The following is a 12,683-nucleotide window of genomic DNA, read 5'->3' as shown; positions in this document are numbered from 1 at the left end:
AGCGGCGATGAAACTACGGATCAGGCTTCTGGGCTGTGTCGAGCTGTGCGTCGACGGCCAGCTCGTCACGCCCGGCGCGGCGAAACGTCGCGCGGTCCTCGCAGGCCTGGCACTGGAGGCGAACCGCCCGGTCTCGTTGTCACGGTTGGCCGACATGGTCTGGCCCGACGTGCCACCCTCCTCCGCGGTGGCGAACCTGCGTTCCCACGCCGCCGCGCTGCGGCGGGTGCTGGGCGACCGGCTGGTCGCCCGCCCCAACGCGTACGAGCTGCGGCTCTCGTCGGACGAGCTGGACGTGACGGAGTTCCACCGGCTGGCGGGTGAGGGGCGGGCCCTGCTCGCCACGGCGAACCCGGCCAGCGCCGTCGGCACCCTGACCGCCGCACTCGCTCAGTGGCGCGGCGTCTCGGGCGACGGTCTGCCCCGAGGCACCGCGCTGGACAACCGGTGGGCCAGCCTCGACGAGCAGCGCCTCCAGGTCTTCGAGGAGCTGGCCGAGGCGCGGTTGGCCGCCGGCGAGCACGGGCACCTCCTGCCCGAGCTGCGCGGGCACCTCGCCGCCCACCCGCTGCGCGAGCGGGCCTGGGCTCAGCTCATGCTGGCCCTCTACCGCTGCGGCGACGTCCCGGCGGCGCTCACCGTCTACCGCGACGCCCGGACGACGCTCGACGAGCAGCTCGGCATCGAGCCGGGCGAGGAACTGGCCGCGTTGCACCGGGCGATGCTCGACCGGGCGCCCGCGCTGGCGTACGCCCCGCCGCCCGCACCGGTCACGACGGCGACCGCACCGGTCGCCCCGCCGCCCGACGCCGCCGGGGTGGCATCGCCCCCGTCAAGGCCCGGCGGGGGTGCCTGCTGGGCGGTGCCCCGCGAGCTGCCGGCGGGCTTGGTCACCTTCGTCGGCCGGAAACGGGAGACCGACGAGATCACCACCGCCCTGCGTGCCCCGACCCCCGCCACCGTGGTCGTGACCGGCGCGTTCGGCAGCGGCAAGACCGCCCTGGCGGTACGCGCCGCGCACGCCGTCGCCGCCGACTTCACCGACGGGCAGGTCTACGTCGACCTCAACACCCGGACCCCGGCGGGCCCCGGTGAGGTGCTGGCCCGGGTACTGCGCGCGATCGGCGTCCACCCCGCGGACGTGCCGGCGAACACCGACGAGCGGGCCGGCTGGTACCGCTCCCTGGTCGCCGGGCGACGGCTGCTGCTGGTGGTGGACGGGGTCACCCGCGCCGCCCAGGTCCGCCCCCTGCTGCCGGCCGGGCCCGGTCCGGGCCTGGTCGTGGTCGCGCAGCGCCGGTTGGGCAGCCTGGACGGCGTACGACGGGTGACGCTGCGCCCGCTCGCCGCCGCCGACGCCCGCGACCTGCTGGCGGCACTCGCCGGCCCGGAGCGGCTGGCCGCCGACCCGGCGGCCACCGGCGAGCTGGTACGTCTCTGCGCCGGATCGGTGCTGGCGCTGCGCGTCGCCGGCACGCGCCTGGCGGCCCGCCGACGCATGCCGGTGGACGCCCTGGTCGGGCAGCTCGCCGACGGGCGGGAACGGCTGGACCTGCTGGACTACGAGGACCTGTCGGTGCGGGGCAGCCTGACCACCGCCGTCGCCGCCGTCCGCACCGACGACGAGATGGCCGGGCGGATCCTCGCCCTGCTCGGCGCGGCACCCGACGCGCTGCGCCAGCCCGAGCGGGTCGCCCGGCAGCTCGGGATCTCCGCCGCCCGGCTGGACCGCGCGCTGGACGACCTGGCCGACGCGCACCTGCTCCAGCCCCACTCGAACGAGCCAGGGCGTCACCGGCTGCCGGCGCTGGTGCGGGAGTACGCGGCCGAGCTGGCCTTCGAGCCCAGGTCGGCGGCTGGCGCGTCGACGGGCCGGCGGGTGGGCCCGCTGGTCGCCTGACCGGTGGCGACCCGCCGCTGCGCCCGGGCTGGTCACCCGGACGCGGGATCGTGTTTCCGGCGTCAGCAGCTCGGGGCGACCGTGCCCGGCGAGCCCGTGTGGACGAAGCCGTCGGAGACGAACCGCCCGTCGCCGATCTTGTCCCAGATGTCGGTCCAGTACTGGTAGACGTCGCTCCAGACGCGGGTGCCCCGGGTCTGGCAGATGATCCGTACGGTCGTGCCGTGGGCCACCGTGCCGACCAGGGTGTACGAGGTGCCCGGGCCGGAGCGGACGTTCAGCGGGTCTCCGCCGGTGTTGACCGTGCCGTAGACCCCGCCGCCGGAGTTGTTCACGCCGTCGCGGGCCTCGGTGAGGTAGTTGCGGTAGGAGCCGTTGGTGTAGGTGGCCCACGCGCTCCACCCCGACCAGCCCCAGATGTCGTGGGCGGCGCGTGCGTTGCAGTAGACCTCGTAGGCGCAGGCGTCGGTGACCCAGGAGTGGTAGCAGTTGTTGATCTGCCAGGCGCCCCGGTCCAGGGAACCGTTGGGGCAGCCGGACGTCGGGCCGTTGTAGCCCTGCGCGCCCGCGACGCACTGTGACTCGGCCAGCGCCACGGCGACCGAGATGACCAGGTTCTCGCCGGTCCAGCCGGCGGCCCGGGCAGCTCCGGCGCAGCGTACGGAACGGGCGGTGGCCTGGATGCCCACCTCGTCCGCGTCCGACGCGGCCTGGGCCGCCGGGACCTTCACGTCGGTCGTGGCCGGCACGGCGGCGGCCGGGCCGCCGGCGTACCCGATGCCGAGTACGGCCACCAGTGCGATCAGTCCACGGGTCATGCGGCCCATGCGTACCACCCCCGGATGTAGTCGAGTGTGCAGACGGTGTTCCTGCCGTCGGCGCCGGCGTCGTACCGGCCGTTGAAGTCCCTCATGAGTGTCGCGTGCCGCCCGGTGGGGCTCAGCGTGGTCCGTACCGTGTGGTGGGTGGCCGGGGAGGGCGATGGTTGCATGTGCCCCTCCTTCGAGTCGTTCCGATCGGCCGCGAGGGCGGGATCGGGCGGGATGGGACGCCGGCCTCCGGCCGGCGGCGCCGGCCGGAGGGCGTTCACGGGGCGGGTTCCTGGTGCGCCCGGACGAGACCCAGCGCGGCGCGCAGCGTCGGCGCCACCGCAGCCGCGTCCGTCAGGTGGCTGCGCCGGACCAGCAGGGCCGTGGAGACGGGCCACATGCTGTTCGCCTCGCGCATCAGTTCGGCGGTCGCGACGTCGGCCGGCCGGCCGACGCCGAGGATCCGGTCGGCGGTGGGATCGTCGAGGACGTAGACCCAGACACGGTACGGGCTCGGATCGTCGGTGAGGCCCGGTCCGGCCACCGTGGTGCGGTCGACCCGGTCAGGCAGGTTCGGGGCCGGGCAGCCGGACGTCAGCGCCGTCGCCGGGTCGAAGCGCGCCCTGCCGTAGGCGCCGGTCCAGTTCGGGTCCTGACGTGCCTGATCGAGTCCCGCGAGCAGGTCGGTGTGGATGGCCTGCCCGTCGGTGCCGCCGCCGGCATCGACGCACATCCGCAGCGACGAGCGGTTGGTGACGAGCAGCCCGTTGGTGGTGTCGACGTGGGCGTGGTCGTCGTGGTCGTGCCCGTGGTCGCGGTCGAGGACGGACACCGCGACGGCTCCGGCCGCGACGGCCGACGCCAGGCAGGCCGTCAGCGTGGTCAACAGGCGGTTCCTGAGGGCGTGTCGTGCCATCGTGACTCCTCGCGGGAACGTCAGGCCATGACGTTCAGGACGGACTGGAAGTCGGACGGGCTCGGGTACCAGTTGGTCCAGTTGCCGCAGCCGTAACCCACGACGGTGCTGTGCATGAGGCTCGGCGGGTTGCAGGTGCCGTTGTCGTCGGCCAGCCCGAAGACGTGCCCGAACTCGTGGTTGATGAAGCCTCGTCCCACGTTGTCGAGGCGTCCGCCGGAGCTGAAGACCAGGAAGACGTACGCCCACTGGCTGTCGTAGTGGCCCTGGGCGGCGTCCCACACGGGGTTGTCGTGCTCGACGCAGTTGTAGTAGCCCACGGGGGCGCCGCAGCGTGCGCTCCAGTCCCAGCCGTAGTGGACCTCGATCTCGATCGTGTTGCGGGTCGAGGCCGGGTACGAGGTGCAATTGCTGCTCGTGGCCCACAGGTCGATGCGCCAGTTGCCCAGGCCGTCCCAGACCTTCCCGGACCCCATCTCGGTCAGTGTCTCCTTGACGAAGGCGCGTGCCGCGCTGTGGCTGACCTTGGACGTGTCGGTGGACTCGACGCAGAACTGCTCGTCGTTGGCACCCGCCGACGATCCGGACGTGGCGTAGTGCATGTTGTGCAGGTGGCGGGTGGAGGAGGGGTTGGGGTGTGAGGCGTGGGCGGGGCCGGCCGGCACCAGCAGCGCGGCGACGAGCACGGCGGCCCACATCGCCGGCACCCAGACAGGCAGTCGCTCTCCGACGTTGCGATCAGACACGGGAGGATCTCCTTTCCCGGTGGGAGGTGCGGCGCAGCTTCCCAGTCGCCGTTCTATTTCTGGTATAGATGGACCGCTATGCTTCGGGGGTATGGGTGGTCGGCTGACCTTCGGGCTGCTCGGTCCGGTGCAGATCTGCGCGGACGATCAGCCGGTCCCCGCCGGTCCGCCCCGGCAGCGGGCGGTGCTCGCCGCGCTGCTGCTGCACGCCAACCGGGCTACCGCGGTCGACGACATCGTCGACCTGCTCTGGGGTGACGAGCCGCCCCGCACCGCGCGCAAGAACGTCCAGCTCCACGTGTGGCGCCTGCGGCAGCTCGTGGGTGACCGGCTGGCGTCGGACCCGCCCGGCTACCGGATGACGGTCGACCCGGCCGAACTGGACGTGTCCCGGTTCGACGCCCTCCTGGAGTCCGCCCGCGCGGCGGCGGGGTCCGGCCTGAGCGAGAAGGCCGCCACGCTCTACCGGTGCGCGCTCGACCTGTGGCGGGGCGACCCACTGGCCGACGTGGCATGCCTGGGCAGCTTCGGAGTCAACGTCGCATGGCTGCACCGGCAGCGGCTGACGGCGTACGAGGAGTACGTCGACGTCGGGCTGGACCTGGGCCGGCACCACGAGATGCTGGCGGTGCTCGACGAGCTCGTCGCGCGGTACCCGTTGCACGAGCGCTTCGCCGAGCAGCAGGTGATGACGCTGCACCACCTCGGGCGCCGCGGTGAGGCCGTCGACGCCTACCGGCGTTGTCGTCGGGCCCTGGCCGACGAGCTCGAACTGGAACCGGGCCCGCTGCTGCACCGGCTCGGCGAACTGGCGGCGAAGCCGGCGCCGACCGACACCCGCGCGCCCGCACCGGCGGCTACGGCGACCCGGCAGCTGCCGCACGCCGTGCCGACGCTCGTCGGGCGGGAGCGGGCCCTCGCGGCACTGCGGGACGCGCTGAGCACCGGGCCCGGATCCGGCATGCCGCTGTGCGTGGTGAGCGGCCCGGCGGGGGTCGGCAAGTCGGCGCTGGCGGTGCGGGCGGCCCACCAGGTGGCCGACTCCTTCCCTGACGGGCAGCTCTACGTGGACCTGCGCGGTGCCACGGCCGGCGTGTTCCCGGTGTCGCCCCTGGACGCGCTGGGCCGCCTCCTGCGGGCGCTCGGTGTCGCCGAGACGGCGATCCCCGTCGACGTGGCCGAGGCGTCGGCCACGCTGCGGTCGCTGCTGGCCGACCGGCGCCTGCTGCTGGTGCTCGACAACGCGTACGACGCCGGGCAGGTGCGGCCCCTGATCCCGGCCGGCGCCGGGTGCGCGGTCCTGGTGACGTCCCGTCGTAGCCTCAGCGACGTCGACGGCGCCACCCACCTGGAACTCGACGTGCTCGACGACGCCGACGCCGTCGAACTGCTCCGCCGGCTCGTCGGCGCCACCCGGATCGACGCCGAGGCCGACACCGCCGCCCGGTTGGTCCGCCGGCTGGGCGGACTGCCCCTGGCGATCCGGATCGCCGGCGCACGCCTGGCGGCCAGAGCGAACTGGACCCTGGCGACGCTCGACGACCGCCTGCGCGACGAGCATCGCGTGCTGCACGAGCTGCGCCTGGGCGACGTCGCGGTGCGCAGCAGCTTCCTGGTCAGCTACCAGCACCTGACACATCCGCTGGCGCCCCGGCTGTTCGGGCTCATCGGCACCGTCGACGGCCCGGACGTCACCTGCGCGGTGGCCGCGGCGCTGCTCGACGTCGACGTGTCGTCGGCGCTGGACGCGCTCGACGAGCTGGTCGACGCGCGACTGCTCGACGAGCCCGTGGCGAACCGGTACGCCCTGCACGACCTGATCCGGCTCTTCGCCCGTGAGCGGGCCGAAGACGAGACGGGAGCGCAGCGGACGGCCGCCCTGAGCCGGATGCTCACGTACTACCTGGAGCGGACCCGCCACGCGGTGGCGTTGCTGCGTCCGGGCACCCGGGCCGCGCCGATCAGCGGCCCGGCACACTTCGTGGACGCCGACGCGGCGCTGGAGTGGCTGATCGCCGAACGACCGAACCTGGTGGCGGCCGTCGTCCAGTCCGTTGGCTCGGCGGCCACCGCGCGTGCCGGCGTCGATCTGGCCGACAGCCTCTTCCTGTTCTTCGAGATGCGCGGTCACGTGGGTGACTGGATCACCGTGGACCAGGCGGGGATCGCCGCGGCGGAGCGGCTGGACGACCGGGTGGCGCAGGCGGGTCTGCTGCACGACTTGGCGGTGGCCTACTTCCACCTGCACCGCACCGAGGAGGCGACGCGCCTGCTGCGCCGCGGCCTGGAGATCAGCCGTGCCGTGGGCGACGACGAGGGCCAGGCCCGCGCGCTCAACCAACTCGGCGTCCTGCACGGCATGGCCGGCGAGTACGAGGAGTCGGCCGAGTGCTTCACGCGCAGCCTGCGGCTGCGTCAGCGGCTCGGCGACCTGCGCTCCTGCGCCGCCACCAAGGGCAACATCGGCATGGCGTACCGCCTGGCCGGCCGCTACGAGGAGTCGATCCGCCACTGCCGGGCGGCGGCACGCCTCGCCCGCCGCAGCGCCGCCCCGGAGATCGAGGCCAACGCGCTGGGCAACCTCGGCGAGGTGCAGTGCCTGCTCGGTCGCTACCGCTCGGCGCTGCACTACCTGCGGCGTGGCCTGGCGGTCGCCGGCGTACCGGTCAACGAGCGCAACCGGGGCAGCCTGATGGGCACCCTGGCCGAGGCGTGCCTCGGCGACGGACAGATCGGTCCGGCCGTCCGGTACGCGGAACTGGCCGTGGAGGCGATGCGGCGGGCCGACTTCCGCCACGGCGAGGCGGTGGCGCTGCGCCGGCTCGGCCGGATGCTGTTCCGGCGCGGTGACCCCGCTGGCGGGGTCCAACAGCTCCGGCTGGCGCTGGCCCTGTTCACCGAGGTGGGCAGCGCCGAGGCCGACGAGGTCCGTGCCGAGCTGCGGGCGCGGACCGCGCGCTCGGAGGTGCACGGCGGACGCCGGCCGGCGGGTGCCGGCTGATCATCGTCGCGGGCGGCTACGGTCGCGCATCGCGGAGGTTGGCAGGGCGGGACGTTCCGCTCCGGCCGGGATCCGACGGGGCGTCACCAGCGGCGCCGGCACGGACGGCCGGGCCTGTCACGGGGCGTCGACGACCTCGCGTCCGAGGGGCCAGATCGCGGCGGGGACGAGTTTGAAGTTGGCGATCCCGAACGGAATGCCGATGACCGTGAGGCACAGCGCGACGCCGGCCAGGACGTGGGACAGGGCCAGCCACCAGCCGGCGAGCACCACCCAGAGGGCGTTGGCCAGCCCGGAGGCGATTCCGGCGCCGGGCTTGGGCACGACGGTGCGCCCGAACGGCCACAGGGAGTAGACCGCGAGCCGGAGCGACGCGACGCCGAACGGAATCGTGACCACCAGGACGAAGCAGATCAGCGCGGCGATGCCGTAGCCGGCGGCGAGGACGATGCCGCCGCCGAAGACGAGCCACAGCACGTTGAGCACAAACCGGATCATGTTTCCGAGCATGACCGATCCGTGCCACCCGCTGTCGACCGGAACCTCCGGGCTGCGGCTTGCCGGCGACGGCCCCGGCCCGTCGGGAACGCTCTCTCAGGAGGTCTCGCCGCGCACGATCGCCACCGCCACCCGGCAGAACTCGTCCATGTCCGGGTTGAATCCGGCGGCGATGTCGGGGTGCAGCCCGGAGCGCGTCTCGTCGAGCAGCCGCTGGCAGACCTGCTCCACCGGCTCGCCGGCGTAGCTGGCGCTGACCCGTTCCGTGGCGGCCTGCAACGCCGAGGTCAGCTGGTTCTCCAGCGGGCCCCGCAGCTTCTGCTGCACGGGATCGAGCCCACGGGGGTCCAGCGTGACATGTGGCTCCGACATCGGCGCTCCCTTCGTCGGCGTCCGCGGTACCCCACCGCGGCCGTCGGTCAAACCACGTTCGGTACGGCGGCGACCCGAACCTGGTACGAGAAGTCCTCCGCCGGCTGCTCCGCGTACGACAGTCGCCGGATCTGCCGGTCGTCGTCGTAGAGTGCGACGTCCACCAGGACGCCGAGGTGCGCCAGGCCGATGCTGGCGACCCGCTTCTTGTCCTGGAGCACCGCGCACACCCCGCCCAGCAGGGTGCTGGCGTCGGAGGTGCGGTGCCCCGGCGGGCAGCGCAGCACGAGGTCCACCTCGATCGGCCCGGACAGCGGAGTCCAGCCGGTGCGCTGGGCCGCCGCACAGGCCGCCTGGAGCAGGGCGCGGACCCTCGTCGCCTGCCGGTGCCCGGCCGCGAAGATGGACAGCGCCTCGGTCTTCACCGGCGGCAGGCCGCTCACCTCGAACGTCAGGGCGAGAGCGCGGGTGTCCTGCACGACGGCACCTCCTCGTTGGGGACGATCCTGCCCAACCGGCCCGGCGGTGGAGGCAGGTTCGCGCGAGAACCCACCGATCGGGGGCGGGCCGGGCGGTCGGAGGCGTGTCGACGTCGACGGCGAACGCGCTGGCTGCGGAGCCAGGAAAACGCTAGCGGACCCACCCGACGCTGGACAGTTCCCGGCTCAACCCGTGGGACGCCCGCGTGGCGGCGGGGGAGTGGGGGAGCGCTTGACCTCGTGGAAGGCGATGACCGAGCTTGTTACGGTGTGGCCGTGGCGGTTGGGGCGGGCGGCTGGGTGATGAGGTTCCTGCTCTGGCTGGGGCTTCCCCTCCTCGCCCTCCTCGGGCTGGCCCTCGCCGTACCCGACGTCGCCCCGGCCTGGCGGGCGAAGTCCGGTGGCGGCACGGCGGGCACCTTCACCGCACTGCACGAGAAGTGCGGCCGCAACTGCGTCTGGCACGGCGACTTCGTTCCGGACGGGGGCGGGACGCCGCGTCACGACGTCATCGTCTACGACGGGCCGGACAGGCTGACCCCGGGTGCCACCGTGGCGGTCCGCGACACCGGCGCCCGCAGGGGTGTCTTCGCCGCCTGGGGCGGCGACACCTGGTTGCTCTTCACCGGGCTCGCGGTGGCCGGCGTGCTTGCCGCGATCGGCTGGGTGGTGCTGCTGGTGCGCGCGATGACCAGCCGGCGCCGGGTCGGGCCCTGACAGGGCCGCCCAGGCACGCCGCGCCGAGCGGGCGAGGCGCCTCGCCGGGGGAGGCCCGGGCAGCCGACGGCCGCAGGGCCCGGGAAGGCGACGCCGCAGGTCAGTGACGGGCGCGCTTGACCTCGTGGAAGGCGGGCATCCGGATCAGGGGCAGCAGCGAGTCCCAGATCGTCAGGGCGTCGTCGGTGCCGGGGACCTCGGTGAGGATCGGGCCGTGGATGCCCCGCTCGGCGCCCGGCACCATGAGCACCGGCGCGCCGATGTCCGGGCCGGCCGAGGCGTACGCCAGGGCGTGCGACTCGCGAACCGCCTCGTCCCAGCGGTCGTCGTCGAGAGCCGGCGCCGCGGCACCCAGGCCCGCCGCCTCGACGGCCGCGTCCACGATCGTCGCCGACAGCGGGTTGCCCGCGTCGTGGCTGCGGGCGCCGGTCTCGGCGTAGAAGCGCGCGACGTCGTCGTGGCGGCCCTCGGCGCGCAGCGCCTCGACCAACCGCAGCGCGCGGCTGGAGGCGGCGATCGCGTCGGCGCGCTCCGGCGGCACCTGCCCGGCGTTGAGGATGGCCAGGCTGAACGCCCGCCACTCGATGTGCAGGCCCCGGGCGTCGGCTACGGCGACCAGCCAGCGGGAGGTGCGCCAGGTCCAGGGGCAGGCGGGGTCCAGGAAGAAGGTGGCGTCCATCGGCCGAGCCTACGGGCGGCCGGGGCGGGCCGCACGGCGGTGATCCGCGCCACGTCCGGCGATGTCGGCGCCGTCGCGTCGACGCCAGGTTTCGCACCTCCGCAGGTCGGGCAGTGTTGGGCCACGTAACGTCCGGGCGGGCGCAAGCGCTGCTCAGAAGGCCCGAACGCTCGCCGTGCGCCGGGGCACGGAGCCTCACCCCGGCCTTTGGCCGACACGAGGGGAGGGGCGATGAGCGACCCTGACAAGGCCCGACGGCGCCGGCGGCGACGCGTGCGCGCGGTGGCCGCCGGGGCGGCGTTGACGCTGGTGGCGCCGATGGCGGCCGCCTGCGGATCCGGCGGGGACGGCGGCACGCCCACGATCAACCTGTACTACCCGCCGGAGCAGAACCTGCAGAAGGTCGTGGACGACTGCAACGCGCAGGCCCAGGGGCGCTACAAGATCGTCTACCGGGTGCTGCCCCGGCAGGCCGACGACCAGCGGGTGCAGATGGTCCGCCGGCTGGCCGCGCAGGACAGCGGCATGGACGTCCTCGGCCTCGACGTGACCTGGACCCAGGAGTTCGCCAGCGCCGACTGGATCAGGGAGTGGACCGGAAAGGACCGGGCCGAGGTCGAGCAGGGCACCCTCGCCGGCCCGCTGGAGACGGCGCGCTACGAGGACAAGCTCTACGGCGCGCCCAAGAACACCAACGTCCAACTGCTCTGGTACCGCAAGGACCTCGTGCCGCAGCCGCCCAAGACGTGGGATCAGATGATCTCCACCGCCCAGGAGCTGAAGCAGCAGGGCAAGCCGTACCAGGTGCTCACCATGGGCGCCCAGTACGAGGGCCTCGTCGTCCTCTACAACACCCTCGCCGAGAGCGCCGGGGGCAAGATCCTCAGCGAGGACGGCAAGCAGGCCGTCATGGACGAGGGCACCGTACGGGCGCTGGAACAGCTCCAGCGCTTCGCCACGTCGGGCGTGACGTCGCCGTCGTTCAGCAACGCCACCGAGGACCCCGTCCGGCTGGAGTTCCAGTCCGGCGACGGCGCGTTCCAGGTCAACTGGCCGTTCGTGTATCCGGCGATGCAGGAGGCCAACCCGGAGCTGGCGAAGCAGGTCGGCTGGGCGCGCGTCCCGGGCGTCGACGAGAACACCCCGAGCAAGGTCACCATCGGCGGGATCAACATGGCGGTCAGCGCCTACTCGAAGCACCCCGAGGAGTCCTTCGAGGCGGCCCGCTGCATCCGCAACGAGAAGAACCAGAAGTTCTCCGCCGTCAACGACGGCGTGCCGCCGACCATCGAGAAGGTCTACGACGACCCGGAGATGGCCGAGGCGTACCCGATGAAGGACACCATCCTCGAAGAGCTCAAGGAGCCGGCGGTCCGACCGCTCACCCCGGCGTACCAGAGCATCTCCACCGTCATGTCGGCGATCCTGTCGCCGCCGTCGGCGATCCGGCCCCAGCAGACCGCCGACGAGCTGCGTGACGCCATCGCCGACGCCCTCGAATCGAAGGGGGTCCTGCCGTGAGCGAGCGCACCCGCCGCCTCGACGCCGACGGCCGGGAGGTGGCGGCATGAGCGTCAACGCCACCCCGGCGGGCGCCGACGTGGCCGCCGACGAGACGGCCGCCCGGCCCGGCCGGGACGCCAAGGTGCCGGCCCAGCGTGCCGGTCGGGGCCGCAAGGCCCCGCTGAGCGAGAACAAGAAGGCCGAGCGCCGGCTGGGCTGGCTGCTCTGCGCGCCCGCCGCGCTGGTCATGGTGCTGGTGACGGCGTACCCGATCATCTACTCGGTCTGGCTGTCGTTGCAGCGCTACGACCTGCGCTTCCCCGCCGAGCGCGAGTTCATCGGGCTGGAGAACTACGTCACCGTGCTGACCAACGAGTTCTGGTGGACGGCGTTCGGGGTCACCGCGCTGATCACGGTGGTCACCGTCGCCGTCGAGCTGGTGCTCGGCATGGGCCTGGCGCTGATCATGCACCGCACGCTGGTCGGCCGGGGCCTGGTGCGCACCTCCGCGTTGATCCCGTACGGCATCGTCACGGTCGTCGCGGCCTTCTCCTGGCGGTACGCGTGGACGCCGGGCACGGGTTACCTGGCCAACTTGTTCAGCGACGGCGCGCCGCTGACCGAGCGGGCCAGCTCGCTGGCGATCATCATGCTCGCCGAGATCTGGAAGACCACGCCGTTCATGGCGCTGCTGCTCATGGCCGGCCTGGCCCTGGTACCGGAGGATCTGCTCAAGGCGGCCTCCACCGACGGCGCCACTTCCTGGCAGCGGTTCACGAAGGTGATGCTGCCGGTGATGAAGCCGGCGATCCTGGTCGCGTTGCTGTTCCGCACCCTGGACGCGTTCCGGGTGTTCGACAACATCTTCGTGCTGACCGCGGGCGGCAACGAGACCTCGTCGGTGTCGATGCTCGCCTACAACAACCTGATCCGGGGCCTGAACCTCGGCATCGGGTCGACGATGTCGGTGCTGATCTTCCTCACCGTGGCGATCATCGCCTTCGTCTTCGTGAAGCTGTTCGGTACCGCTGCCCCCGGCAGCGACGACGGGGAGAGGCGTTGA

At 73.2% G+C, this 12,683-nt stretch carries 13 protein-coding genes; 5 read left to right on the top strand and 8 right to left on the bottom strand.

What is annotated here, in order from left to right:
* Positions 1-7: 7 nt before the first annotated feature.
* Positions 8-1,900 carry a BTAD domain-containing putative transcriptional regulator gene (locus ACTMS2_RS15610; RefSeq protein WP_441176008.1) on the top strand — a complete coding sequence of 631 codons (1,893 nt, stop codon included), beginning with the start codon at positions 8-10 and terminating at the stop codon, positions 1,898-1,900.
* A gap of 62 nt (positions 1,901-1,962) precedes the next feature.
* Here ACTMS2_RS15610 and ACTMS2_RS15605 read toward each other — a convergent pair whose 3' ends face one another.
* The 4 genes from ACTMS2_RS15605 to ACTMS2_RS15590 all read right to left on the bottom strand — a co-directional run bounded on the left by ACTMS2_RS15605 (position 1,963) and on the right by ACTMS2_RS15590 (position 4,371).
* Complete coding sequence (locus ACTMS2_RS15605) at positions 1,963-2,718, bottom strand: SH3 domain-containing protein (protein ID WP_441176007.1); 756 nt, start codon at positions 2,716-2,718, stop codon at positions 1,963-1,965.
* Positions 2,715-2,891: a hypothetical protein gene (locus ACTMS2_RS15600; protein ID WP_441176006.1), complete on the bottom strand. Its 177-nt coding sequence runs from the start codon at positions 2,889-2,891 to the stop codon at positions 2,715-2,717. Before ACTMS2_RS15600 ends, ACTMS2_RS15605 begins: the two co-directional genes overlap by 4 nt.
* Positions 2,892-2,986: 95 nt before the next feature.
* Positions 2,987-3,625, bottom strand: coding sequence for a hypothetical protein (locus ACTMS2_RS15595; protein WP_441176005.1), 639 nt, complete (start codon positions 3,623-3,625; stop codon positions 2,987-2,989).
* A gap of 20 nt (positions 3,626-3,645) precedes the next feature.
* Positions 3,646-4,371 (bottom strand): hypothetical protein, encoded by a 726-nt coding sequence (locus tag ACTMS2_RS15590; RefSeq protein WP_441176004.1) that lies wholly within the window; start codon positions 4,369-4,371, stop codon positions 3,646-3,648.
* A 91-nt stretch (positions 4,372-4,462) separates the two neighbouring features.
* Here ACTMS2_RS15590 and ACTMS2_RS15585 point away from each other — a divergent pair, with 91 nt between their 5' ends.
* Entirely contained in the window at positions 4,463-7,372 is a 2,910-nt protein-coding gene (locus ACTMS2_RS15585; RefSeq protein ID WP_441176003.1) for a BTAD domain-containing putative transcriptional regulator, read from the top strand.
* A 117-nt stretch (positions 7,373-7,489) separates the two neighbouring features.
* Here ACTMS2_RS15585 and ACTMS2_RS15580 read toward each other — a convergent pair whose 3' ends face one another.
* The 3 genes from ACTMS2_RS15580 to ACTMS2_RS15570 form a co-directional block, all read right to left on the bottom strand.
* Complete coding sequence (locus tag ACTMS2_RS15580; protein WP_441176002.1) at positions 7,490-7,870, bottom strand: YccF domain-containing protein; 381 nt, start codon at positions 7,868-7,870, stop codon at positions 7,490-7,492.
* Positions 7,871-7,966: 96 nt separating this feature from the next.
* Positions 7,967-8,242: a hypothetical protein gene (locus ACTMS2_RS15575; RefSeq protein WP_441176001.1), complete on the bottom strand. Its 276-nt coding sequence runs from the start codon at positions 8,240-8,242 to the stop codon at positions 7,967-7,969.
* A gap of 47 nt (positions 8,243-8,289) precedes the next feature.
* Positions 8,290-8,721, bottom strand: a complete 432-nt coding sequence (locus tag ACTMS2_RS15570; RefSeq protein ID WP_101411474.1) for a hypothetical protein — start codon at positions 8,719-8,721, stop codon at positions 8,290-8,292.
* 276 nt (positions 8,722-8,997) lie between these two features.
* On the opposite strand from ACTMS2_RS15570, the gene ACTMS2_RS15565 reads away from it, so the two are divergent.
* Positions 8,998-9,438 carry a hypothetical protein gene (locus ACTMS2_RS15565; RefSeq protein WP_441176000.1) on the top strand — a complete coding sequence of 147 codons (441 nt, stop codon included), beginning with the start codon at positions 8,998-9,000 and terminating at the stop codon, positions 9,436-9,438.
* Positions 9,439-9,538: 100 nt separating this feature from the next.
* Here ACTMS2_RS15565 and ACTMS2_RS15560 read toward each other — a convergent pair whose 3' ends face one another.
* Positions 9,539-10,117: a mycothiol-dependent nitroreductase Rv2466c family protein gene (locus tag ACTMS2_RS15560; protein ID WP_441175999.1), complete on the bottom strand. Its 579-nt coding sequence runs from the start codon at positions 10,115-10,117 to the stop codon at positions 9,539-9,541.
* A gap of 231 nt (positions 10,118-10,348) precedes the next feature.
* On the opposite strand from ACTMS2_RS15560, the gene ACTMS2_RS15555 reads away from it, so the two are divergent.
* Positions 10,349-11,638 (top strand): ABC transporter substrate-binding protein, encoded by a 1,290-nt coding sequence (locus tag ACTMS2_RS15555; RefSeq protein WP_441175998.1) that lies wholly within the window; start codon positions 10,349-10,351, stop codon positions 11,636-11,638.
* Positions 11,639-11,684: 46 nt separating this feature from the next.
* Positions 11,685-12,683 carry a carbohydrate ABC transporter permease gene (locus ACTMS2_RS15550; protein ID WP_441175997.1) on the top strand — a complete coding sequence of 333 codons (999 nt, stop codon included), beginning with the start codon at positions 11,685-11,687 and terminating at the stop codon, positions 12,681-12,683.

Origin of the sequence: Micromonospora sp. SD12 (genome assembly GCF_052068495.1) — a bacterium.
Lineage (GTDB): Bacteria > Actinomycetota > Actinomycetes > Mycobacteriales > Micromonosporaceae > Micromonospora > Micromonospora echinofusca.
The sequence above is the reverse complement of the archived record's forward strand: the minus strand, read 5'-3'. Positions and strand labels throughout refer to the sequence as shown.

Excerpts from the sequence above, each read along its gene's own strand:
- ACTMS2_RS15610 (WP_441176008.1), top strand. The coding sequence starts at position 8 with ATGAAACTACGGATCAGGCTTCTGGGCTGTGTCGAGCTGTGCGTCGAC.
- ACTMS2_RS15605 (WP_441176007.1), bottom strand. The coding sequence starts at position 2,718 with ATGACCCGTGGACTGATCGCACTGGTGGCCGTACTCGGCATCGGGTAC.
- ACTMS2_RS15600 (WP_441176006.1), bottom strand. The coding sequence starts at position 2,891 with ATGCAACCATCGCCCTCCCCGGCCACCCACCACACGGTACGGACCACG.
- ACTMS2_RS15595 (WP_441176005.1), bottom strand. The coding sequence starts at position 3,625 with ATGGCACGACACGCCCTCAGGAACCGCCTGTTGACCACGCTGACGGCC.
- ACTMS2_RS15585 (WP_441176003.1), top strand. The coding sequence starts at position 4,463 with ATGGGTGGTCGGCTGACCTTCGGGCTGCTCGGTCCGGTGCAGATCTGC.
- ACTMS2_RS15580 (WP_441176002.1), bottom strand. The coding sequence starts at position 7,870 with ATGATCCGGTTTGTGCTCAACGTGCTGTGGCTCGTCTTCGGCGGCGGC.
- ACTMS2_RS15575 (WP_441176001.1), bottom strand. The coding sequence starts at position 8,242 with ATGTCGGAGCCACATGTCACGCTGGACCCCCGTGGGCTCGATCCCGTG.
- ACTMS2_RS15560 (WP_441175999.1), bottom strand. The coding sequence starts at position 10,117 with ATGGACGCCACCTTCTTCCTGGACCCCGCCTGCCCCTGGACCTGGCGC.
- ACTMS2_RS15555 (WP_441175998.1), top strand. The coding sequence starts at position 10,349 with ATGAGCGACCCTGACAAGGCCCGACGGCGCCGGCGGCGACGCGTGCGC.
- ACTMS2_RS15550 (WP_441175997.1), top strand. The coding sequence starts at position 11,685 with ATGAGCGTCAACGCCACCCCGGCGGGCGCCGACGTGGCCGCCGACGAG.